Source organism: Streptomyces sp. NBC_00224 (assembly GCF_041435195.1).
In the GTDB taxonomy this organism is placed as follows: Bacteria; Actinomycetota; Actinomycetes; order Streptomycetales; family Streptomycetaceae; genus Streptomyces.
The window spans coordinates 385887-409311 of record NZ_CP108106.1; the positions used below are offsets into that span (position 1 = coordinate 385887).

At 68.1% G+C, this 23425-nt stretch carries 18 protein-coding genes and 3 pseudogenes; 10 read left to right on the forward strand and 11 right to left on the reverse strand.

From position 1 onward, the window contains the following. Positions 1 to 354: 354 nt before the first annotated feature. A complete protein-coding gene (locus OG965_RS01880) occupies positions 355 to 918 on the forward strand; it encodes a hypothetical protein (protein ID WP_371648381.1) in 564 nt (187 codons plus the stop codon). Between the two features lie 400 nt (positions 919 to 1318). On the opposite strand, the gene OG965_RS01885 is transcribed toward OG965_RS01880, so the two are convergent. Continuing rightward, positions 1319 to 2272 carry an esterase/lipase family protein gene (locus OG965_RS01885; protein WP_371648382.1) on the reverse strand — a complete coding sequence of 318 codons (954 nt, stop codon included), beginning with the start codon at positions 2270 to 2272 and terminating at the stop codon, positions 1319 to 1321. 572 nt (positions 2273 to 2844) lie between these two features. On the opposite strand from OG965_RS01885, the gene OG965_RS01890 reads away from it, so the two are divergent. Together OG965_RS01890 and OG965_RS01895 are read left to right on the forward strand one after the other, a co-directional pair. Beyond that, positions 2845 to 3345: a macro domain-containing protein gene (locus tag OG965_RS01890; RefSeq protein ID WP_371648384.1), complete on the forward strand. Its 501-nt coding sequence runs from the start codon at positions 2845 to 2847 to the stop codon at positions 3343 to 3345. 115 nt (positions 3346 to 3460) lie between these two features. Beyond that, positions 3461 to 4108, forward strand: coding sequence for a hypothetical protein (locus OG965_RS01895; protein ID WP_371648386.1), 648 nt, complete (start codon positions 3461 to 3463; stop codon positions 4106 to 4108). Positions 4109 to 4424: 316 nt separating this feature from the next. Here the strand turns inward: OG965_RS01895 and OG965_RS01900 are convergent, their stop codons facing one another. From OG965_RS01900 to OG965_RS01915, 4 genes are all read right to left on the reverse strand, one after another. Continuing rightward, positions 4425 to 4808: a hypothetical protein gene (locus OG965_RS01900; RefSeq protein ID WP_371648388.1), complete on the reverse strand. Its 384-nt coding sequence runs from the start codon at positions 4806 to 4808 to the stop codon at positions 4425 to 4427. 307 nt (positions 4809 to 5115) lie between these two features. Beyond that, positions 5116 to 6717, reverse strand: coding sequence for a M4 family metallopeptidase (locus OG965_RS01905; protein ID WP_371648390.1), 1602 nt, complete (start codon positions 6715 to 6717; stop codon positions 5116 to 5118). 147 nt (positions 6718 to 6864) lie between these two features. Then, entirely contained in the window at positions 6865 to 7845 is a 981-nt protein-coding gene (locus tag OG965_RS01910) for a LysR family transcriptional regulator (RefSeq protein ID WP_371648391.1), read from the reverse strand. A 180-nt stretch (positions 7846 to 8025) separates the two neighbouring features. Next, positions 8026 to 9825 (reverse strand): SpoIIE family protein phosphatase, encoded by a 1800-nt coding sequence (locus OG965_RS01915; RefSeq protein WP_371648393.1) that lies wholly within the window; start codon positions 9823 to 9825, stop codon positions 8026 to 8028. Positions 9826 to 10036: 211 nt separating this feature from the next. Here OG965_RS01915 and OG965_RS01920 point away from each other — a divergent pair, with 211 nt between their 5' ends. The 3 genes and pseudogenes from OG965_RS01920 to OG965_RS01930 all read left to right on the forward strand — a co-directional run bounded on the left by OG965_RS01920 (position 10037) and on the right by OG965_RS01930 (position 11636). Continuing rightward, positions 10037 to 10543 carry a DinB family protein gene (locus OG965_RS01920; protein ID WP_371648394.1) on the forward strand — a complete coding sequence of 169 codons (507 nt, stop codon included), beginning with the start codon at positions 10037 to 10039 and terminating at the stop codon, positions 10541 to 10543. 642 nt (positions 10544 to 11185) lie between these two features. Next, positions 11186 to 11323: pseudogene (locus OG965_RS01925) on the forward strand (GNAT family N-acetyltransferase); the annotation flags it as partial. A gap of 55 nt (positions 11324 to 11378) precedes the next feature. Further along, on the forward strand, positions 11379 to 11636 hold the full coding sequence (locus tag OG965_RS01930; RefSeq protein WP_371648396.1) for a hypothetical protein: 258 nt from the start codon (positions 11379 to 11381) through the stop codon (positions 11634 to 11636). Between the two features lie 50 nt (positions 11637 to 11686). Here OG965_RS01930 and OG965_RS01935 read toward each other — a convergent pair whose 3' ends face one another. The 6 genes from OG965_RS01935 to OG965_RS01960 form a co-directional block, all read right to left on the reverse strand. Further along, positions 11687 to 12676: an LLM class flavin-dependent oxidoreductase gene (locus OG965_RS01935; protein ID WP_371648398.1), complete on the reverse strand. Its 990-nt coding sequence runs from the start codon at positions 12674 to 12676 to the stop codon at positions 11687 to 11689. 94 nt (positions 12677 to 12770) lie between these two features. After that, the gene (locus tag OG965_RS01940; protein WP_371648400.1) at positions 12771 to 12887 is read right to left on the reverse strand and encodes an ALQxL family class IV lanthipeptide; all 117 of its coding nucleotides are present in this window, start codon (positions 12885 to 12887) and stop codon (positions 12771 to 12773) included. Between the two features lie 24 nt (positions 12888 to 12911). Continuing rightward, positions 12912 to 15695 (reverse strand): class IV lanthionine synthetase LanL, encoded by a 2784-nt coding sequence (gene lanL, locus OG965_RS01945; protein ID WP_371648403.1) that lies wholly within the window; start codon positions 15693 to 15695, stop codon positions 12912 to 12914. A gap of 749 nt (positions 15696 to 16444) precedes the next feature. Beyond that, the gene (locus OG965_RS01950) at positions 16445 to 16717 is read right to left on the reverse strand and encodes a hypothetical protein (RefSeq protein ID WP_371648405.1); all 273 of its coding nucleotides are present in this window, start codon (positions 16715 to 16717) and stop codon (positions 16445 to 16447) included. 485 nt (positions 16718 to 17202) lie between these two features. Then, positions 17203 to 18429 carry a daptide biosynthesis intramembrane metalloprotease gene (mpaP, locus tag OG965_RS01955; RefSeq protein ID WP_371648407.1) on the reverse strand — a complete coding sequence of 409 codons (1227 nt, stop codon included), beginning with the start codon at positions 18427 to 18429 and terminating at the stop codon, positions 17203 to 17205. A 174-nt stretch (positions 18430 to 18603) separates the two neighbouring features. Then, positions 18604 to 18855, reverse strand: coding sequence for a hypothetical protein (locus tag OG965_RS01960; RefSeq protein WP_371648408.1), 252 nt, complete (start codon positions 18853 to 18855; stop codon positions 18604 to 18606). A 358-nt stretch (positions 18856 to 19213) separates the two neighbouring features. Here OG965_RS01960 and OG965_RS01965 point away from each other — a divergent pair. The 4 genes and pseudogenes from OG965_RS01965 to OG965_RS01980 form a co-directional block, all read left to right on the forward strand. Beyond that, positions 19214 to 20507, forward strand: a pseudogene (locus tag OG965_RS01965) (IS256 family transposase). A gap of 959 nt (positions 20508 to 21466) precedes the next feature. Further along, complete coding sequence (locus tag OG965_RS01970) at positions 21467 to 21895, forward strand: transposase (protein ID WP_371648410.1); 429 nt, start codon at positions 21467 to 21469, stop codon at positions 21893 to 21895. Next, positions 21883 to 22797 carry a hypothetical protein gene (locus tag OG965_RS01975; RefSeq protein WP_371648412.1) on the forward strand — a complete coding sequence of 305 codons (915 nt, stop codon included), beginning with the start codon at positions 21883 to 21885 and terminating at the stop codon, positions 22795 to 22797. The genes OG965_RS01970 and OG965_RS01975 overlap by 13 nt, the downstream gene beginning before the upstream one ends. Before the next feature lie 63 nt (positions 22798 to 22860). Further along, positions 22861 to 23094, forward strand: a pseudogene (locus OG965_RS01980) (transposase); the annotation flags it as partial. Between the last annotated feature and the right edge of the window lie 331 nt (positions 23095 to 23425).

The following is a 23425-nucleotide window of genomic DNA, read 5'->3' on the forward strand; positions in this document are numbered from 1 at the left end:
TGCTCTGCGCGCCTGGCACCGCCGCGCCGGGGCACCGCCGATCGTCGTCAGCAGAGCGGATCGAACGCGTACTCCCCTTCTGGTAGGCGGGTCTGACAACCCGCCCCCGCCGAGGCGAGGGGCGGGACGGCGGGTTCGCCAAGACGGACCCAGCGGCGTGGTCGTACGGGGGCGGGCGGCTGGGGGGTGGCGTCAGCGCGCCCCACCCGGAACCTCTCCCGCCGCGGGTCATGACACCGGCGCCGCCACATGCCCCACAGCCACCAGCCCCAGGCCGACAACACACAGGAACGGAGAGCCCCAACTAGCCACCACGAGCAGGGCGCCCGTTCCCCACACCCGGGGACGGTGAACGTGACGCTGCAGCCACCGGCCCGGCAACCGGCCGAGCAGGAGCCCGTGCAGGCCCAAGACCGCCCCCATCACCCCCACCCCGAGCATCGCCAACAGCGCCCCACCCACGAACACACCCACCGCCATGAGCAGCCCCCAGCGACGGCCTTGCAGGACAGGGTGTTCCAGGAGGAGTACGGCGACGGTACCCAATACCGAAGCCTCAAGGACCTGTACGAGGACGAGGAGTTCATGGGGACCGAGGGCACGCATACAATCCTCGACATCGACCGTGTTGTTGCGACACAGTCCGGCACGGGCGACTACGGCACCCTGCGCCCTCTGGCACTCCGCGTAGTGCACCATTTCGGCACCGACCGGCCCTCCGTCGAGCACTACGACAAGCTCGTCACCGCCGCCCATGAGGCCACGAGCTATGAAGAGCACCAGCGGAGTCTGCTCGGCGAGTGCCAGATGCGATGGACCGGCTACTACATCGTCCTCTACACCGGCGACAGCCCGACCCACCTGGGAATCTTCGGATCCTCAGGAGACCAGGGCAAGAGAGCTGGCCCCCATCCGTGAGGATGAGAGCGCCATCCGGACCCTGCCATACGGCGTGAGGAGACCTCCGCCCATGAAGGATGATCACCGCGCCGTTACGGTGACGCAAGCCGCGCCCCACCAGACGCGCGACGGGAGGGAGCAGCAGATGATCCGCCACGACAGCGTCGGAGCGTACAAGGCGCCGACCGTGGGCAGTCGGGCGGCGCCCCAGGCGTGCTGCTGTAGCCCGGCCAGTGTGGGTGCATGGTCCATCTCAAGCAGCCGCAGCTGTCAGGACTGGGGCGGAAAAGACCGTTCAGAATGGCGGCCGCCAAATCTTCACGGTACTGGAGGGCGGAGTCGGCCGCCTCGCTTTCCGGTCATCCTCCGGCGGCCGACTGACGATCGAGATCGGCCAAGGCGAACCTTCGGGCCGGAATCAGAAGGCGGGCGCCCTCGGCACACAGGGAGCCGTCGGGGCCGAGGGGTCCAGGGCCCGCTTGACCAGTCCGATCGCACGCGGGCTGTACGACATGCTCAGATGGGCGGAGAAGTCGACGACGCAGCCCTCCTGCAAGGTGATGTTCTGCACCGTTGCTCCGGGGCCCGCCGCCATGAACGTGCTCTGCCAGGGGGTAGTGATCTCGTCGTACTTCGTGCCGATCACGGTGTACTCGACCCCGGGAACGGTGTCCCCGTCGGCATTGAGCTCCTTGATGAACTCGGACTTCTCATACTGCTGGACTCCCGCCTTCCCCAAGGGCTTCTCCCCGGGCCCCAGCATGTGGAGCACGTCGGCGAGAGTCTCGATGCCGCTCATGGTGGTGCCGTGGTTGGTCGCGCCGAGCTGGACGACCTTCTTGACCTTGTTCTTCGAGGGGTCGGTCGTGTTCGCGCCTCCGTCGGCCTTGAGATACCAGCGGGACAGGGTCCCGCCCTGGGAGTGGCCGACAAGGTCCACCTGGCCGGAGCCGCTGGCAGCGAGCACCTTGTCCACGAAGGCGGCCAGCTCCTTGGAGGACTTCCTGATGTCTCCGTAACCCTTGACGGTGGGAGCGAGAGCCACTCCGGCGTCGTCGGTGTCGCCGTAGTCGAGGGCGTAGACGCAGTAGCCCTGGGCCTTCAACTCGGGCGACATCCCGGCCCAGTTGTTGTAGCGGTTCTCGTAGGTCCCGTGCACCAGGACGACCGGACGCGGGTGAGCGGCGCTGGGACGGCAGGTCCAGTCATTGGCACCCGGCGCATCGATGTCGAGGTGGAGGATGGAATGGACCATGGCGGGAAAGAAATTGTCCTGCTCGGGGCCGGTCTCCGCGGCCGCGGACGTGGAGGTGGCCAAGACCGTCGCCGCGGCGGTGGCACAGGCGGCGGTGACGTATTTGGGTAAATGCAAGACGGCTCCTGAGAAGTGTGGAACTCGGGCCACGCGCGATGTTTCGTATGGGTGCCGGCCGAGGAGGGAACCTCGGGTGACCTCCTCCGACGTCCACCGGATGACGCACCGTCAGACCCCGGCCCTGGTAACGCCCGAGGACAATCCCGGACCGTCGGCCGCGTACCCCGGGCAACTTTCCGGGCCCCCAGTATGCACGCGAGGCGGGAGGTTCTGAAGGGAGGAACACAAACCTCGAAGGGGGGGAGTTCTGACGCGAGAGGCGTGCCGGGATCCTGGTTCCCGGCGGAATGTTGTGCCTCCCCATCACCCGCCGACCACGAAACTGCTGAGGCCTCGCCCGCGCCGAGCGTGCCTTCGATCGTCGGCCCCGTGGACTCCTCGGGGATCTGCTGGCAGCCAGCGAATCTGCCCCGGTTCGAGGGATACCCGAAGGGACGCTGGCACTGACCCGGGGGAATGCACGTTCCGATCCCCCGTCGCTGCGCAGATCCATGCGAAGGAGCTGGTGACGCACACGGGGTCGGGCGGTGGAGAGCCGAATTGTCAGCGGCCGCTGCTGTCATGGGTCGATGACCTCATCGATCCGCGTTACCGCGTGCTCCGGCGACATTCTCCAGGCCTATGTCAGTGCCCTGGTCAACCCCGTCAACGCGGTGGGGGTGATGGGCAAGGGCCTCGCCCTGCAGTTCAAGAAGGCCTACCCCGCGATGTTCGCTGCCTACAAGCAAGCCTGCCATTCCGGTGACCTTGCCGTCGGCAGGATGCACGTGTGGGATGCAGGCGCGGCGGCACAGCCGCGCTACGTCATCAACTTTCCGACGAAGGAACTCTGGCGCTCCCGCTCACGGATAGAAGACATTGACGCCGGGCTGATAGATCTTGTGGCCACCGTCCAGCGTCTCGGGATCGCGTCCCTGGCGATCCCCGCACTCGGCGCGGGGCTCGGGGGCTTGGAGTGGGCTGACGTCGAGCCGCGTATCCGGCGCGCCTTCGCTGATGCCCCAGGCGTCAGTCTGTTTCTCTACCCGCCCCACCCACCGCAACAGCAGCCGGTGCTCAACGGATCGTGATCCCCAGCCGTCGAGGTACAGCGGTGCAACGTCGGTATGTTTGCCATTGGCCAGTGCCGTTGCGTATCCAGTGGCTAGCATCCGGAGGCAACACCCTTGACGGAAGCGGGCCTTCATGACCGCCGAGCTGGGCAGCACCCTCCTCTCCGACCAGTACGCCGCGCGGGTCGCCGCCGACCTGGAGACCAACCCGCACGGACAAACCCGCATCCGGGGCGAGATCGAGGCCCTGCAGGCCCAGCTCGCGACCCTGGAGGTCGACAGTGTCCTGTTGACCCGCATACGCGACGCCCTCTCCTCCTCACTCCCCGCAGTGACAGCGGCCAAGGAGGCTGCTCCGGACCGCGTCAAGCCGTCATCGAAGGGCGGTCCGGCCGCGTCTTCCCCCGCTCAGCGCGCCCCGAAGCCCGGCAGCCCGGCGGGTCTGGGGCGGGACAAGAAGTCACCCGCGGCCCGCGCTTTGCGAGCCCGGGCAACGGCCGTCACCCGGCCCAGGCTCGGTGACCTGGTGCTGGCTCTGTTCACTCACCAAGAGCCCCGTACGGCCAGTGACGTAGTCCGCGAGCTCGGGGCAGCACACCCAGACCGGGCGCAGGCCAGCACCCAGGTGGTCCGCAACACCGTCGAGGCCCTCGTCGCCAAGGGCAAGCTGGCCAGGGAACGCACGCAGCGCACCGTGCACTACACCGCACCCCGCCCTGTCGCCACCGCTGCCGAGCCGGTGGCGGCAACGCCCGCTGCCGTCACGGACCTTCCTGCCTGATTCCGGGCGACGCCGCTGTCTGCGGCCCGGACCTGCACGACTGCGCGGTCCGGGCCTCTCGGACGGGCGCCTGGTTCGCTCGTTGTCGCCCTACCCCCGCCTCACCACCTTGCGCCCGGAGTGCCTGACGCCATTGGGGATCCATAGCGAAGATGATTCGGTTCTCCAGGATGTCCTGGTCCACGCTCTCCGGCAGTTGCCCCATGAGGCCGAAGCACAGTAAGGGGCCGCGGAGACGTCCGGCTGACTGGCCAGCTCTCACGGCAGGCCATCAAAAGACCTACTGCCATAGAGCGAAGCCGCACGGAACGCCCGTTCAGAGCCCTGTGTCGTCGGCGCTGGTTGGCAAGCGCCAAAGGGGATCGGTGTGGATATCCCACCACCGGTCCGCGACGGCACGGGCCAGCTCGGCGTCGTACTGCTCGGCGTCGAAGTGGAAACCCAGCGGCAACCGATCCCCGTAGGGCCCCTCCCAGCCGGACCAGACCACCATCCCTCCGCAGCGCTGCACCACAGCGGACAGGAACCCGCAGCAGCCGCCGGTGCACTCGGGTTCGCCCAGCCTCAGGCGGCGACCCGTGCGGGACGCCGCGAGCGGACTGGGCCGGTCCATCCGCAGCACGTCCCTCGCGAACGGCCCACGCCCACCCTCATGGACCGCCGCTTCCACCACGTCGCAGCCATCCACCCACAACCGCACCTGACAAGGCCACCGAGGCCCCGGTGGCAACACTGTGATCCCGAGCCGATTGAACACACGCTCACCCTAAACCGACCAGCCTGACCTCGTGCACCGTCTCCCGCCAGTGGCCACAGCGTCCGGTCAAGACGCCCGAATGGTTGTGCACAGGTACGCCGCCCCGCATGGTCGACCACATGAGTCGGGAATCAGCGGTCGAGAAGACATGGCGTCTGCTGGACGCCTGGAGCTCGGGCCCCGCCGCCACGACGGGGCCCGAGAAGGTGATCCGGGGCGGACCCCACGGATCAGGCGGTGCGTCGGTGCGTCAGAGGACGTTGACCGCGCTCCAGGCCGCAGCCACGGTGGCGTACTCGGGGCTGGTTGCGCCGTAGAGGTCCTTCGCCGCGTTCAGGGTCGCGGTGCGGGCGCCCTTGTAGTCCGTGGTGGAGGTCATGTAGACGGTCAGCGCCCGGTACCAGACGGCGGAGGCCTTCTGGTTGCCGATGCCGGCGACGGTGGAGCCGTTGTACGTCGGGCTGTTGTAGGTGATGCCGTTGATCGTCTTGGCGCCGCTGCCCTCGCTGGCGAGGTAGAACCAGTGGTTGCCGACGCCCGAGGAGTTGTGCACGTCCAGCCGGCCGACGGACTTCGACCAGTAGTCGGCGGAGCGGCCGTCCAGGGACGGCTTGTCGAAGCGGCGCAGCCACGGCGGGGTGGACTGGTCGCTGAAGAGGTAGTCGGGGGTGTCGACCGGGTTGTTGGCGTACCACTCGACCATCGTGCCGAGGATGTCGCTGGTGGCCTCGTTCAGGCCGCCGGACTCACCGCTGTAGCGCAGGTTGGCGGTGGCCGAGGTGACGCCGTGGGTCATCTCGTGGCCCATGGTGTCGAGGTCGACCTGCTCCGGGTCGGTGGTGCCGTCGCCGTCGCCGGTCATCATGCAGAAGCAGGCGTCCGACCACTGGGCGTTGTCCCAGTTGGTGCCGACGTGGACGAAGACGGTGGCGCCGCGGCCGTCGTTCTTGATGCCGTTGCGGCCGAAGGTGCTCTTGTAGTAGTCGTACGTCTTCGCGGTGTTGGCGTGCGCGTCGACCGCAGCGGTGGAACGGTCGGTGGAGAACTTCCGGCCGTCGCCCCAGATGTCGTCGGCGTCGGTGAACAGCGTGCCCGAGGAGCTGTTCAGGGACGAGGAGGAGACGTTGCGCGCATCCTTGGTGATGTGCTTGCGGGTCGGGTCGATCAGGGCGAAAGTGCCGTCGGCCTGCTGGGTGGTGTCGATGGTGATGTCACCGGTGTACTCGGAGTGGCCGGTGCCGGTCGCCTCATGCTCGGCGTCGTAGTTCTCGATCGCGGCGCCGGTGGTGGCGTCGGTGACGAATACCTCGCCGTGCGGCTGTCCCTTGTCGCCCAGACCCTGCACAGTGGTGCGCCAGGCCAGGCGGGGGGTGCCGTCGGCGGCCCACACGATCAGCTCGGGGGTGGACTTGGCGTTACCGACCAGTCCCTGCGAGCTCTTCAGGGCTCCGGCCGCGGCACCCTTGGAGTCGACCGCGGGAGTGACGGACTTGGGCGCCACCTTGTGAGCCTTGGCGTGGGTGGATCCCTTGAGCGAGCCGTCGGCCTTCTGGTGGACGACGAAGTCGCCGCCGACGACGGGGAGGCCCTGGTAGGTCCGCTCGAAGCGGACGTGCTGGGTGCCGTTGGCGTCGATCACGACATCCTTGACGTGGAGCGTCTGGCCCGCCCCAAATCCGAAGGTGTCGGCGTGCCGGGTCACGTTTGCCATGGCCTGGGATATCGCCGTGTCGCGGACGGAGGTTCCGTGCTGCACCGCATGGGGCTGCGAGTGCGCCGGTACGGACATCGCACCTGCGGTAATGACACCGGCGGCGACCATCGTGGAAAGGGCAAGGAAGGGACGGGGCATGACGGGGTGTTTCCTTCGCTCGTCGTGGGGGTGACGACGTCCTTGGACGTTGACGCGAAGTGTTCACCAGGTGACATGTTCCTGACGTGATCCCATGTGGGATACAACTGCGGAGCTATAGGGGGTGGGGAATCGCAGCCCGGCCGGTCACCTGTCCGCGCCGAGGGCGAACTCCTCGCCGCCGGCCTCCCACCAGGCCAGGTACTGCGGCCGCTGCCGCACCAGCGACAGATAGCCGGCCAACAGACGCTCGCCCACCGCGTCGGCGAGCTGGGGCGGCACCGATTCCGTGTTCCAGGCCAGCTGCAGCCGCCGGTGGAACGGGACGTCCACAAGCGGCCGCTGCACGGTGCCCGGGGCGGGGACATCGGCGGTCGGCCACACACCGCAGACGGCACGCCGGCCGGCGACCAGGATCTGCGCCACGGACAGGTCCGGCGTCACGTGCGCGATGTGCGGAGTGAATCCCGCCGACTGACAGGTGAGATGGAGATACGCGTGCACACCGCTCTCGTCGGCCTCCGGCATGACCCACTCCTCGCCCCTCAGCTCGTGCAGGCTGACCGTCTCCTGGCGGGCCAGCGGGTGGTCCTCGGAGAGCAGGACGAAGACCGGCTCGCGCAGCAGCGTGCGCGTCGCCACCGACTCGCCGACCGGAAGAGGGAAACCCGGGAACTCGCCGAACACCGCGATGTCGCATTTCGACCGGCTCATCATTTTCACCAGGGTGTGCACGGAACGGCGGGCATCAGTGGTGAGCCGGCGTTCCGGGACGAGTTCGAAGAGGGCGGAGATCAGCAGCGGCACCAGGGGGCCGGCGGTTCCGCCCGCCCGCAGCGGCGCGGCAGCCTCCGTGTCCGCCTCAGCGGCCGACCGCGCGTGCTCGCGCAGCCGGTCGAAGCCGACCACGAGGTCACGTGCGCAGCGCAGGACGTACTGACCGCTCGCGTTCGGCTTCACCCCCTCGGCGCTGCGGATGAACAGGGGGCCGCCCAGCTCGTGCTCGATCCGCTTCAGCTGAGCGCTCGTGGCCGGCTGGGAGAGCTGCAGCCGTGCGGCGGCTCCGCGGATGCTGCCGGCCTCGGCGACGGTGAGCAGGACACGGAGGTGACGGAACTCAAGGTGCATGAACATTCCCCGCTCAGCGCGGAGAGCCCTTGCACCCCCCGTGACCAGCAGTACCAGCTGCCCGGGGGCATGGTGACCAAGAGTCTGACGGACCTGTCGGGGCGGCAACCACGGGACGGCAAAATCTACGGGCGAACGCCACAGTCCTGCCTCCCTGCCGTCCAGCGGCTCCGGCGGTCCTCAGGAGGGAAGGTTCTGCTCCGCCCACACCACCTTGCCGGTCACGGTGCGGCAGGAGCCCCATCGGCGGCACAGCATGTTGATGAGCTGGAGGCCCCGGCCGCCCTCGTCGCTGAGATCCGCGTGCTGGATCTGGGGCAGGTCCGGGCCCGTGTCCGAGACCTCCACGACGAGTCGCTCACCGCGCAGCAGCCGGAGCCGGCCGGGCCCGTTGCCGTAGCGCAGGGCGTTGCCGACGAGTTCGGAGACGACGAGTTCGCAGACGTCGGCGAGCTCCGTCAGATCCCACGCGGCGAGCTGGTCCGTGACCAGACCCCGGGCGACGGACGCCGCACGCCCTTCCTGCGGCAGCTGCCACTCGCGGAGGCCGGCGGGGGTGGCAGAGGCGATCGTCGCGACGAGGAGCACGGCCTCGTCGAAACGGGCGGTGTCGGCAGGGGCGCATTCGATCAAGCCGCCGCCTTCCAGAACCTCGGGTGCCAGACCGCGCGCCGCCGAGCGCAGGCGTTCCAACTGGTGGTCCAGGTCCGCATGCCGGGACTTCACGAGACCGTCCGTGTACATGACCAGATTGCCGCCTGCCTGGACTTTCAGGCGGATCGGGTCGTACGGAATCACTCCCGCGCCGAGCGGCGCGCCGATGGGCAGGTCCACGAACTCGGCGGAACCCCGCCCGTCGAGGAGCAGTGGTGGCAGGTGCCCGGCGCTGGCCAGCGTGTAGGTGGAGTCGGCCGGGTCGAAGACAGCGCAGAGGAATGTGGCGACCTGCTCGTCCTCCAGGTCACGCGTGGCGAGGTCGAGCCGGGCCAGGACGCGCTCCGGAGCCATGTCCAGGGTCATCAGGGTGCGGGCCACCGCCCGCAGACGCCCCATGGTCGCGGCCGCGGGCAGCCCGTGGCCCATGACGTCGCCCACCATGAGGGCCGTACGTCCGCCGGGCAGGGCCATCACGTCGTACCAGTCCCCGCCCACACCGTGGTGAGCCGTCGAGGGCGCGTACTCGGCCTGCACACGCAGCCCCGGCGTCACCGGGGTCGCGCGCGGCAGCAGAGTGCGTTGCAACGAGACGACGTGCTCGCGCTCGCGCCCGTACAGCCGGGCGTTGTCGATGTAGACGGCGGCTTGGGAGGCCAGGTGTTCCGCCAGTGCGAGGTCGGTGGAGGAGAACGGTGGTGTTCCGGGGCCGCGTACGAAGTCCGCGCTGCCGAGCAGCAGCCCGCGGGCGATCAGCGGCACCGCGAGATAGCTGTGCACTCCGGCGGCACGCATCTTCGCCGCGGCGCTCTCCGTCGGCGCGACCTTGATGAAGTCGTCGTTCCGCATCCGGCTCACCATCACAGGCTTGCCCTGCCGCAGACAGTACCGATGGAGCAGTGTCTCGTGCGCCTGCTCCGTGCGGACGAAGGTCTCGCCCACCGGAGTGGGCTCCAGGGCGGACAGCTCCTCGATGGCGCACAGCGCCGTGGCCCGCATGAGCGGGACGCCCGTACCCGTCCACCGTGAGCCCTCGTCGCCCCGCAGGACGCTCTCCAGGATGTCGACAGCGGCCCCGTCGGCGAAGCCGGGCACGGTGAACTCGGCCAGCTCCTGGGCAGTGCGCTCCAGGTCCAGAGTGGTGCCGATCCTGGAGCCGGCGGAGTTCAGCCAGGCCAGTCGATCGCGCGTGGTGATTCGGTCGAGGGGGACCTCGCCGGTACTCCGGCCGAGCCGCCTGCGGGCACCGGCCGACCGGTGCGCCGCGGCCCCCTTTCGGGCCGAGGCGCGGCTGGCCAGGCGCCGTCTCCCTTTGCCGCCGTTCACTCTTTCGACCTCCCGCCAGGAACTCGATCCCTGTTGGTGCCCAGCATGCACCTCTCCCGGCCGATTGGGTCGATGCCGGCCGGACAGTCGGCCAGGAGCTCGGCCAGGGCCTGTCCGGCGGATGATGTCGGGCGGTCGGCGGTGGGTGGGGCAGGGGCCCCTCCGCGAAATGCCTCGACACGGGTCGTGGTGATCGGGGATGCTTCGCGCGATGACCAGAATCAATGACACACCGCCCGCGTGGGACGATCGCACCCAGCTCACCACGTTCCTCGACTACGCACGTGGCACCGCACACGCCAAATGCGAAGGCGTCTCTGAGGAGAACGCGCGCAAGGCGCTCCTGCCGGGCTCACCGTTGATGACCATGAGCGGTGTGATCAACCATCTTCGCTGGGTCGAGTACTACTGGTTCCAGGTGGTCTTCCTCGGCGAGGAAGACCGGGCCCCCATGACGGATGAGGACCCCGACCGCGAGATGCGTATTGCCGTCGACTTCCCGCTCACACAGTTGCTCGACGAATACGCCGAACAGAGCAGCCTCTACCGCGAACTGGTCGCCGGAAGCGACCTGGACAAGCAGGCTCAGCGCACGATCCGCAACGGCGTCCACGTCGACTTGCGCTGGATCGTGCACCACCTCACCGAGGAGACGGCCCGCCACAACGGCCACCTGGACATCCTGCGCGAGATGCTCGACGGCGCAACCGGCTACTAGATCCGGCGGAGATCACGGGCGGAGCCAGAGGCGGATCGAGGCCACGGTGACAGTGTCGTGGAAGGCATAGGCGCGCTGGTCGACCTTGTGGGTGCGCGACGATGCGCTATGGAGTCGAGTGAGGTGAGAGACCTTACCGCCAGGTTGTCGTAGCAATCCGGTTGAAGCAGGGGGCAGTTCGCCTCGGGGGATGCCGGGGTGTGCGGTAAGCAGCCCCGACAACGTCGGGACGAGCCGGTACTGCCAGACGGCTCAGGTCCGGCAAGCGAGACGGGAAGGTGTACGCGAGGAACCAGTGCCTGACGCCCCGTAATTTCGACATCGGCTCCAACCTGGCCGATGCGGGCCGGATGCAGCATACGACCACCGGTAGCGGTGGTCGACTCCGAAGCCGACTCCACGAATCGGTGGGGAGGCCGTGCCGAAGGGTGTAGCGGTCGGCGAGTGCCAGGAGTGCGGGTCCGTGGTCGGCGTTGAGCCATACCCGCAAGGGCTTGCGGCGCGCGGGAGGCTTGTGTGTCTGCCTGGCCTCCCAGCTCGGGGGCATCATCCGGTGCGTGCTGATGGGTACGCGGACGGGGCGGTCCCTGGTTCCCCATGGCACGCAGCTCGCGCCGGTGGGCCCTCGGTACCTGGGCTCGGCTGGAGAAGATCGGATTCATGCGGGAAGGAACGTTGCGGGAAGACTGCGTCGTGAACGGCGAGGTATCCGACTCGTGGGTCTTCGGGTTGATCAAGCGGGAGTGGCGGCCGTCGACCATGCTGATCCCAGCGCGCTAAGAGGCCGTTACATCCGTTTCTGGTACAGGCCGCGTCCGGGCTGGGTGAGCACGCCTTGGTGGGCAAGGCGGCCGAGGCGGGGATCTTCGCCTACCGCGACGACCTCAACGCGTGGATCCACGCTCTGATGTCCCTGCGGGACCCGAAGAACCGGGAAAGAGCCTCCCGCCGGGCCAAGGCACGATCCGACAAGCTCAGCGCGAACCCCGGTCTCGACGTCTGGTGCAACACCGTCGAGTCGTTGTGCGACCCAAGGCGCCGGAAGCTCTCACGTGTGGCAGGCCAACCGGAACACAACGGACACGTGCTGTAGCGCGGCCGGCCCGGCCGCATCGTTGTCGACGAGGGCGATGACACGGTTCATTACACCTGCAGTGTCGACCGGATGTCCGCTGCCAGGATCTCCCGCAGGTCGGCGAGTGCCGCCTCCACTCCTTCGGTGACCAGTACGCCCGCAGGGCTGAGGATGACCTCGTCCACTCCGCAGGCACGGTATTCCCGCAGGGACTCCGCGATCTCGGCGGGCGTTCCCACCACGATCCCTCCTGAGCGAAGGAGCTTCGCCGCTCCATCGGCCGGGTCTGCGCCATCGACGCTGATTCCGGCGCGCCGGAACATGTCGGTGTAGTGCGGCAGAATCAGGTTCGGGTAGGCACCGGCGTATGTGACGCGTTCGAGGTCGCGTCCCGGCAGCGCCACGGCGACATGCACGATCGTCGCCACGCGCGGCCGACTGCGGCCGGCCTCGCGCGCTCCGGCTTCCAGTGCGGGAACGATGTGGTCGCGCACGTAGTGCGGCGGGGTCATCAGGGTGATCGCCACCTCGGCGACGCGTCCGGCGGTGCGGGCCATCCCCGGGCGAAGGACGCCGAGCCCTAGCTCGACCGCGGGTGTCTCCAACGGTTCGAGATTGGCATGCAGGGTGAAACAGTCACCGTCGTGCCGAACCTTCTCACCGTTCAGCAGGGCGCGGGTGAGGGCGATGTACTCCTCCGCCGCGGCGCACGAACTGGGATAGGGGGTGGAGCGCAGTGCCCGCTGGGCTCCCGGATATGACGGGCCGTATCCAGCGACGTACGGCATTCCGGACAGCCGGGCCAGGGAGCGGGCCTGCAGCGCTGCCTCGTAGGGATGCCGGAGCAGCGTGATCGCGACGCCGGTTCCGAGAGGTATTCCTGGGAAGCGTACGGTGAGTGCGGCGAGGACTTGGTGGATCTCCAGCGCTTCCATGGACTGGCCGGCCCACAGGCGGTGGGCGTGGCCTTGGTGTACGAGCTGGGCGAAGGCGGCGATGCTGTCCAGCCGTTTCGGCTGTACGGGGAAGAACACCGAGGCGGGCGGTCGGCTCGGCATGTTGCGGGCTCCTTCGTTGATCCGGCGGCCGTGGTGGGGCGGGCGGGCACCGCGATGCTCGTCGCGGTGCCCGCCTCTGTTCTGTCCCGGTGTCTCACGCGGTTCCGGGGCAGGTCCACGCGCAGCTCTGCAGCGCGCTCTCGGTCTCTTCATCGGCGTCGAGAGCCTGCAGCGCAGTCACGTCGGCCTCCATCACCTTGTCGTTCTCCATGGGAATCACCTCCCTCCACACTCGCTACGTCTCTTGCGTCTCCGTGCCACCGAAGCCGACGCCGGCTCCGGCGGCACGGATGCCGTGGTGCGGCAGCCACAGGCGGGGACCGCCGTGGACCAGCCGCAGCAAGAAGGCCAGAACACCGGCGATGCCGGTGCCGAAGTCGGCCGCCAGACCGGTCGCGGTCTCGTCCGGGGGCAGCATGCGCCCGTCGCGCAGTGTGTGGCGCGCGAGGAGAGCCGTCGCGAGATCGGCCGCCCAGTCCCGGTAGCGTTCCTCGCCGGTCATCGCGGCGAGGTCCAGGAGGAACTCGCCGTCGCCGGAGATCCCGTGGCACTGGGTCGTCCCGGCTTGCCATCGCGCTCGGTGAACGGCGCCTGCGGCCAGAGCGGCGAGGTCGAGCAAGCACCGGTCACCGTTCTCCTGCCACATACGGACGAGGAAGGTGCCCACTCCGGAGGAGCCGCTGCACCAGTGTGTCCACTGTCGATCGGGGTTGTCGCCTCGGGCGTCTTTGGGCCAGTACGCCGCTCCGTCGCGCACCTGAACCACGGCGCGGAGCGAGTCGGCGGCTCGCGCGGCCAGCTCCAAGTAGGCGCGTTCGCCGGTGATCTGACCGGCGCTCAGCAGGAACGTGCCCGCGCCCGCGACCCCGTGAGCGAAGCCGAAGTGGGCAGCCCCGGCGAGACGTGACGAAAAGTGCCGTGGAACGGGCCAGAGCACGAGTCCGTCCTGCTGCTCGGCCGCTGCCGCCATCGCCTCGGCGGCCTGCCCGGCCCGGTCGAGGTAGGTCTCCTCGCCAGTGATCTCCCAGAAGCGGAGTTGGGTCAGTCCCGCTCCGGCGACGCCGTGGCAGACGTCCGGATTGGGCCAGCGCACCGGGACCGTCCTGGCGAGGTCCCCGGCGAACGCGAGCAGGTCGTCGTCCCCGAGGGCCGAGGCGGCTTCCGCGAGTGCCCAGGCCGTACCGGAGCGGCCGAAGTAGAGGCCGGGCAGCGCGCGTGGCTCGCGGGCGGCGCGGTGGCGGATCCAGCCTGCGGTAACCGTCATGGCGTCGCGTAGCGCGGTGTCCGGCCGGTTCCGGTACGCAAGGGTCAGGGTGCCCAGGATCCCGGCGGCACCGTGCTGGACGTTGCACGGATCGGAGGTCGCGCCGGATGCGCCGGTCGGCCACAGCCGCTCGGAACTGCCAGTATCCATGGTCGCCAGCAGGTGGTCGAGTGTGTCGATGAGCATGCGCTTCACGCCGGAGGTGTCGGGGAGCGGCGGGATCGATCGGGCTCGGCCGTCTTGATCGGTCGGGTCAGTGCGCGCGGCGAGCAGATGGCGGACTCTCGCGAGCCCGGGCCGCCGTCCGGGATCCTCGTGCATGAGCGCGAGGACGACATCGCCGAAGCGGCGTACGCCGGGGTTGCCCGCGCCCAGCTGGTCGAGCCAGTACGCGATGCGCTCGTGGTGCGAGCGCGTGCCCGGATCGTCGTCGGGGAGCAGCGGATCCGCGCCGCTGATCAGGTGGAAGAGAGTGGCTCCCAGGCTGTACAGATCGGCCGTGGGCGGTGGTGCGGTACCGATCCGGGGCGCAACGGTCTGTTCCGGCGCGGCATAGCCCGGCGTGTACCCGCGGACGACGGGCCGTGCTCCGGACCGGACCAGGAGCTCAAGGTCGATCAGACCCAGGGATCCGTCATCGGTGACCATCACATTGCCAGGGTTGAGGTCGCGCAGCACCAGCCCCTGGGAATGCACCAGCTCGACCAGGTCGGTCAGTTCGGAGGCGATCCGCTGGACGGCGTCCAGCGCTGTGCCCCATGTGCCGTCGTCGTGGAAGCTCGTGTTGTCCGACACCCAGCGACGCAAGGTGACTCCGGTGATCTCCTCCTGCACCAGGAAAAGGTCTCCCTGCTGCTCGAAGAGATCGACCAGCAGCGGTGTGACGCCCGACGAGGCGAACTGCCGCAGCATTTCCGCCTCATGGCGGCGCATGTCCCGGACATCGCCGCCCGTCGTCGTGGCCTGGGTGTGCTGACGGGCCTGCTTGACGATGACCGCCGCACCGGTTTGTTGATCGAGGGCTCGGTATACGCCACCTGTGCACAGTTGACGTACGGACGTACGGACCAGGTAGCGGTCCTTCAGCAGAACCGGGCGGGGCGCAGCCACACTGCCCGGTCCGGTCTGGGAGGTCTGGGAGTGGTTTCGGGCATGGGTGAACGGATCGCGCGGCCCCCAGTCCGGCGGGGAGAATCGCGCCGTGCGCCGGTCCAGCACAAGGGCCCCATCGGGTGCGACCAACATCGCCTCGTACTGACCGTCGTTCCCGAGCATCGGCACACCGTGGAACACCCCGAACCGGTAGTGCACCGAACTCCCCTGCCGGAAGGGGCGGTCGGAGAGGACGACCGGGCCCGGCAACCCCTCGGTCGCCCGGTCGAGTTCCGCGGCCAACGCACGCAGCCCGTCGTCATCGACCTCGGGATAGACAGTGATGATCTTGCCGGCGCTTCCGCGGTCACACTGGCGGGAGACCAGTTCCGTGACATGGTCGATGGTCCTGGCGAATTTGAAGTGACACCGGTGCTGAACCAGTACATCGGCCGCCCGCGCGAGCACCAGCGGCGCGGACAGAGGCGTGGCCGAAAGATGAAGCTTCCATCCCTGGACACGAGAGATGTCACCGGGGGGCTGGACATAACACCAGAAGCCCTTCGCCACCATATTCCAGTCCCGCAAGCCGTGATGCTCAAGTACCGAGCGGACACAGCCCACCAGCATGGTCGCGTCCGTAGCGGTGAACTCATCCCCCATCCCAGCCCCCTGGTTCGTGTGATTCCTTGCCGTGAATTGACGCTTGTGCTTCTCGTCAACGCCGGCTTCGTCTGATCGACTTTGGCACGACGAGAATCGGAAGTGATATCCCCAGCATTCGGGGGTTGACAGGCATGGCGCGGGCCGGAGGCCCCTGGAGAGCTCGATGCGAAGGCGTATCGCGCACCAGAGTTGCAGGAGCAGGCGTTCCCATCACGGGGAGGAAACGGTACCCAAACCGCATCCCAGGGGCGGAGGGAATGACGGTGCGTCAGCGCGGGCGAAACGTGCGCCGCCAATGCGCTCCGCGCCTCCTAATGGGTGCCTGAGAAGCCTCGTTCAGGAGTTCCTGCAGGATCCGCTGGGCCAGAACCCTCATCAACTCGATTCCGTCCGCCGTACGCAGTGACTCCATCAGGCGGAGTAAGTCATGCTGGGACAAGGCCATCGCGCCACCTCTCGCTTCAACGAGCTTCGTACCCGGAGAGTTGCGCGATGGCCGCCCCATGACCAGGGGCTATGCGGAGATCGCTGTTACACCACCCAACGGGACACCATCCAGGTCGCAAGCGACCTGCGCGACGGCAGGGACTGCATCACCGAGCTGATATGAAGTCTTTTTAGCTGATCTCCATCTGGCGCTCGTTCAACGCTGAACGGACAGCCTCCGGTCAGGCTGACCGCCCTGCTAGATCTCCAGCGGCAGGGCGGGCTCGAAGGCTCCTTGCCGGTCACGCGGCAGCCCTGGCTCAGGGGTTGCAACGTACGATGGATCCCTGGTTTCGGGGCAGGGCCTTGCAGACGTCGTCGCCCGCGCCGCCGTCGATGGTTGAGCGCACGCTGTTGCCGTCAGATTTGTCCGTCGTCCTGCGCCCGGCGACGGCGATCAGGATGTCGTTGCCGTCGTTCCCGAACATCCTGCCCAGATAGTTTCCGGTGCCGCCCTTCCCCTGGTCTCGGCTTCCGGCGCCTCCATCGCCGCCACCGGCCATGATGCGGTCGTTGCCGCCATCACCGGACACTGAGCTGCCAAAGGAACCCTTGCCGCCATGAGCTCCGTCAGGGTGCCCTCGAACTCGGTGACTTTCCGGCCAGATTCTCCGTGAAGTGTCAGAGCCACGTTCACGTGTATGCCGACACCACCCGAGACGGTCGCCGTGCCGATGAACGGGGCGTCCACGGCGCCGACGCCCGTGCAGTCGGTGAGCGCGCCACAGCAGGTGTCGGCCGCGTCCGACTGGGCGGCAGGTCCCGTGGCCATGGTGACGCCCAGAACGGCGCACAAGGGCAGAACCAGTGCGGCGATGAATGAGAAGCGCGCCGACGCCCGCGCAGTTCCTCACGTTCGGACTCGTCCAGCCTGCCCGCGGCCTCGGCATCCGCACAGACCTTGGCCCCATGAACTCACTCTGCAGCGTGCCCTCGTGCACGCCCAAGTCCCGCGCGACCTCTGCTGCGGACTTCCCCTCCCTCTCCATCACGATCCGTACCGCACGGCCTCCGAATGTCAGCCCCTCTCCTGCCGGGGCGGCGCATCCCTGGGGAAGGCGACCGTGCAACACCCGAGCAGCAGGCGTGCGGCGGCGCAGAGGGCCGCGGTGATCCACAGGCCGGTGCCGATGGGGCCGATACCGGCCAGGACGGGCCGGATGGCGAGCAGGAGGTAGGCGATGAGGATTGCCGGGAACGTGAGGGCTGCCAGTCCGTAGGGCACGCTCCACAGCTGGGGCAGGCGGCGAGGCTGCGGCGGGTGGCGGTAGAGGTGGTGGCCGAGCCAGGCACGGGCGTCGTCCATGGCGTGGTCCCGCAGGTGGGGGCGGTCGACCGTGGCCAGCAGCAGGAGGTAGCCGTCGAGCCTGATGAAGGGCAGCAGATTGAAGACGACCGTGGTGGTGTTGGCGAGGGCCAGAAGCCACCAGTAGGAGCGTTGTCCGCCGAGGTCGGCTGCGCCGGCCAGGGCCGCGCAGGCCCCGACGCCTGTGTTGACGATGATGCCGGCGAGAGCGACGGTGGCGCGTTGGCGGCGGGGCAGGCACCAGCTGGAGGTGACGTCGCAGAAGAAGGCCGGGGAAAGGTAGAGGAGCATGACGCCCATGCGGCGGGGGCGGCCGCCGAAGTAGGCCAGGGCGGTGGCGTGGCCGAACTCGTGTCCGACGTTCACTGCGATCATCGTGGCGTACACGAGGAGCCAGGTGACGGCGTTGCGGTGGGCGAGGGCGCTGTGCAGCTGCTCGGCGCAGAGCACGGTGGTGATGAGTCCCGAGCAGACAAGGACTGCGTAGAACACCGCGACGGGGCGGCGGGCCAGGTGTGTTCCGATCGTGTGCAGGATTCCTGTCAGGCGATCGGGCTGGTACAGGGTGAGCTGGAGCATCGCCGGCCTGCGGTAGACCAGGCGGCGCATCACAGGACGTCTGGCGTCTTGATGGGTTTCCAGCAGTCCTGCGGCAGCGAAACGGGACAGCGTCTCGCGTGCACGGACATCCCCGGTCACCCCTGCCCAGCTGGCCAGCACCGCCGTTCGGGGGCGTGTGCCGTCCAAGGCCAGCAAGAGGACTGCCGCGTCTCTGCCCAGGCGCAGGTACTGCCCCCCAGGCAGGCTCACCACTGCCTTGCCACCCTCCCGTTGGGTGACTTCCACGCCGCTGCGCAATGCCGGAAACTCCGGCTCCAGCACATCCGACGGGTTATCCGTGCGGCTGGCGCCGGGCGGTGGTGTCGTCTGCGGAAACATGATGCAACCTCACCCTAGAGAAGGCGCCTGGCCCGGTGGCAGACCCCGGTGCGCCACCCGTGCCACCGATCTCCCGCAGACGGGCGGGCAGTCCCACCATCAGCCCGAAAGGCAAAAGCCATCCGCCCGTCTGCCCCGTCCGTCAACCACACCGCACTCCGGCCTGGGGACTGTTTACCTCGGGCCCATCATCGGAGGCATCCCGCCCATGGGGGGCATCCCGCCCATCATCGGAGGATAGAAGTAGTTGTAGACGTTGAGCCCGAAGTGATAGCTGTCCTGGAGGAAGGTAAGGCCCGAGTGAGCCGCCATGAAGCCACTGTCGACGGCCATCTGGCCGGGTCCCGGGCCATCGGCCGGAGCATCAAGCTGCTCCAGAAAGTCGATCTCCAGATCCAGATCACACGACTCGCGTACGGAATCCACAGCAACACCTCTCTCTAGCTTTCACCGGGGCCCCGCAGCACGGCGCAACAGTCGGCTCCCAGTCACTCCGCGCCGACACGGTCATCCAAACCCTCATCACAGAGAGACGGACGCTGACGTCATACGACACGACGTACGAGCAGCCAAGCAGAACGAACCACCCCAAAATCAACCGCCGCCTAGCAACACCCACACCACTTCAGAAACCCTGACACACACCAGCCCGCGCTCCCCCCGCGCACGCTCCCGCGCACACACGCACGCCCCCGGCCCCGCCCCCACGCTCAAAGGGACTGCAAAGGCTTCGGCCGGGACTGTAAGACGTTCGGTGTAACTCCCGATCATGGAAGATGCATCGATGACCAGTGAGAACGTGTCCGAGTCCGGGGCCGTCGAGCCACCGAAGGCTGTGTCGGCGAAGGCCGTGGACGACCAGTTGATCGACGAGCTGGTGGACCGCGCCCAGGCCGAGGGCTCGCAGTTGACTGGTGAGGGCGGGCTGCTGCAGCAGCTGACCAAGCGGCTGCTGGAGTCCGCCCTCAAGGGTGAGATCACCGACCATCTCGGCTATGACAAAACACGATGCGGCCGGGAAGAACGGCGGCAACTCCCGCAACGGCAAACGCTCCAAGACCGTGCTGACCGACGTCGGCCCGGTGGAGATAACCGTGCCCCGCGACCGCGAGGGCTCCTTCGAACCAAAGATCGTCAAGAAACGGCAGAAGCGCCTGACTGGCGTCGACGAGATGGTCATCTCGCTGGCCGCCAAGGGCCTGACCACCGGCGAGGTCCAGGCCCACCTGGCCGAAGTCTATGGCGCCGAGGCCTCCCGCCAGACCATCTCCACCATCACCGACAAGGTCCTCGACGGCACGGCCGAATGGCAGAGCCGACCCCTCGACGCCGTCTATCCGGTGGTCTTCATCGACGCCATCCACGTGAAGATCCGCGACGGCGCGGTCGCCAACCAGCCCGTCTACGTGGCCCTGGCCGTCACCACCGAGGGCCGGCGCGAGATTTTGGGCCTGTGGGCCGGCGACGGCGGTGAGGGCGCCAAGCACTGGATGCACATCCGCACCGAGATCAAGAACCGCGGCGTGAACGACGTCCTCATGCTCGTCTGCGACGGGCTCAAGGGCCTGCCCGACGCGGTCGAGACTGTCTGGCCGAAGACGATCGTGCAGACCTGCGTGGTCCACCTGCTGCGGAACTCCTTCCGCTATGCCGCCCGCCAGGACTGGGACAAGATCGCCCGTCTCCTCAAGCCCGTCTACACCGCCCCCACCCAGGAGGCAGCCCTGGACCGGTTCGCCGAGTTCGCCGATGTCTGGGGCAGGAAGTATCCGGCGATCGTGAAACTGTGGGAGAACGCCTGGGAAGAGTTCACCCCGTTCCTGCGGTTCGACACCGAGATCCGCCGCATCGTCTGCACGACGAACGCGATCGAGTCGATGAACGCCCATATCCGCCGGGCGGTGAAAGCCCGCGGTCACTTCCCGAACGAGCAGGCCGCCCTGAAGTGCGTCTACATGGCCATCATGTCGCTCGACCCCACCGGCAAGGGCCAGGCTCGCTGGACCGTGCGCTGGAAGACCGCCCTGAACGCCTTCGACATCACCTTCGACGGCCGCCTCTCCGCAGCCCGTCAGTAATCCCAACTACCCCAGTTACACCACTCGTTTGCCAGTCTCCCTGCCACGTGAGACATCCTCTTATTCGGAGGCCAACCCTCAATCAGCCGCGTCAACAACCCCGCAGGGCAATACGCCTAGCGCCATACGGGTGAACAAGCGATCGGGCGGGGGCAGACAGTGACAAAACGTGTTCGACTGCTCACCGGAGGTGCCAAGGCCGGGCTCGGCAGACGCCTTGCGCCGGACATCGCTCCTGTACCAGCGAAGGGCGCTCGCCATGCTCCGTCCCTCCATCGCCAACGGCGCCGCCAACTCCCGCTAAGCGATCGACAACAACCTCATCGGTGTTGGGGGCCTGTCCGCCTGATTGGGCGGACAGGCCCCCAGCGGCCACCACGCCGTCGTAGATGGCAGGGCGTCTCCATCCCTTGCCATCTAACGATATCCAGCCTCCGCCGACTCAGAAGGATCCGCCATGCTCCCGTGCCGCCCTCACTGCACCAACGTCCTAGCCGTCAGCACCGTCCTCCTCGCTGGTGTCCTGTTCACCGCGCAATCAGCAGCCGCCGACGAAGGTCCGACAGCGTCTCCGTCCGTTGCAAGCCCAATCACTCAAGACGACCTGGTCAAGTCGGAGGCGGAACTCAGCGCACAACACACCAAGGAGAATGGCGCGCAGAATGCTGAGCAGCATGTCAACACCAACGCGTGCGGCGACTCAGTGGGCGTCCTGGGGGCATCGGTCCCAGTAGCGAACGCGACCGAATGCGCCGTGGTGCCGAACGACTGAGGGTCCACAGAGGATGACCGTGTTACTTCCCACCCTCTGAGCTTGACTCTGTCGGTGATCTTGGAGTTTCCCGGTGCGACGGCGTGATCAACAGGCATGCTCGGGGCTGTTCCGCAGGCCGATGCAGTTGTCGAGGTACTCGTTGTCACTCCGTCCCCGTTCCGGTGAGCAAGTCCCTTCTCTGACCGTGCAGATCGCGCGGGCGAGCAATCCGGACGGTACGACGGCAATGTGGGTGCGGGACCGGCTGGACGGGCTGTGGCACGACGAGGACTTCGCCGGCTGGTACCCGCGCGACGGCCGTCCCGGCCTTTCGCCCGCTCAGCTGGCCACCGTCCGCGTGCTGCAGTTCCTGCTCGGTCTGTCGGACCGTCAGGCAGCGGAAGCGGTCCGCTGCCGCATCGATTTCAAGTACGCCCTGGCCATGGAGCTGGACGATCCCGGCTTCCACCACAGCGTGCTGGCCGACTTCCGCGAGCGCCTCGCCCAGGACGACCGCGCCGACCGGCTCCTCGATCTGGCACTCGCCCGCTTGAAGGAGGCCGGACTCGTACGCGAGCGCACCACGCAGCGCACCGACTCTCCACCCACGTCCTGGCCGCGGTGCGCGACCTGACCCGGCTGGAACTGGTCACCGAGGCGGTCCGTGCCGCACTGGAGGAGGTGGCCCGCACAGCCGGGCATCTGCTGATCGGCCTGGTGGACGAGGACTGGGGGCGCCGCTACGGCCGTCCGGTCCGGCTGGGCAAGAACCTCACCCGGCCCAAGACCAGGATCCTCGCCGCCGGCGACGATGCCTGCCGACTGCTGGAACGCCTCCACCGGCCCGGTCCGCAGGCCGAGGCCCTGCGGCAGGTCGTCGTGCAGAACCACTACCGCGACGCGGCGGGCCGCCTGCGCTGGCGCACTGCCGACGACGGCGGGCTGCCGCCCTCCTCGTCGGCCATCATCTCCCCCTACGACACCACCGCTCGCTACGTCCGTCATGGGCACATCATCCGTTGGAAGGGGTTCGCCGCCCATCTCACCGAGACGTGCGCCCCCGGCAGCGTCAACGTGATCACGGACGTGGCCACCACCTCGGCCGCCACGAGCGACGCCCAGGTGCTGCCCGGCCTCCGGGCTCGGCCGGCGCGGCGTGGGCTGCTGCCCGCCGAGCACCTGGTCGACGGCGGCTACACCTCGCTGGTCCACCTGGAACGAGCCGCAGCCGAACACCAGGTCACCGTCAGCGGACCGCTGACGGTCAACCCCACCCGCCAGCACCGCCTGGGCGAGGGCTTCAGCCGGGACGACTTTCACATCGACTTCGACCGCCAGCAGGTCACCTGCCCGAATGGCAAGGTCAGCGCCGGCTGGCACGGCCCCTACCCGACCTCCGAGCTCGCCGGCGCACCCCTGATCGTGACCCGGTTCGCCAAGAACCAGTGCCAGCCGTCTCCGGACCCGCCCCGGTGCACCAGCGCCCCGGCCAGGAACGTGGGCTTTCCGCGAGAACTCCGCGACCTGCAGCTGTGAGTCCGCGCCGAGCAGCAGACGCCCGAGTGGAAGGCCCGCTACGCGGTCCGCTCCGGAGTCGAGGGCACTGTCAACGAGTTCGCCCACGGACACGGAATGCGCCGGTGCCGCTACCGAGGACAGCCCAAAGCCCATCTGCAGCACGTACTCACAGCCATCGCCGTGAACATCGAACGGCTCAGTGGCCAACCAGCAACCGAGGAAACCCCCGCAACGAGACCGCCGACCGCTTTCCAGATCTATCTCGACCAGCACGGGATCTCCCGCTCGAAGTCCTGGCGAACCCTGGGCACCTGACCTCAACCACCAAGATCACCGACAGAGTCAAGCTCATCGCGCGCCGCCACCGCGGCCGGGACAGCATGCTGGACCCCACCGGCTTCGGCGAACTGGTCCTCCGCCCGGGCCCGGTTCATCCTGCCGGATGTCGACGGTCCGCTCGCCGACATCGCCCGCACCGCCCGCCGCATGTCAGGCTCGGACCACGTCCGCCGGGGGTCCGTCGGCACTCCCTCGCCGACTTCCCAGAAGGAGGTGTTCCTGAACGAGGTCCCGGAGGAGCCCTCGCGCCTTCACGGGATTGGCCGATGAACCGCGACAGTCGACAAGCCTGGTGTCCCGCGCACGA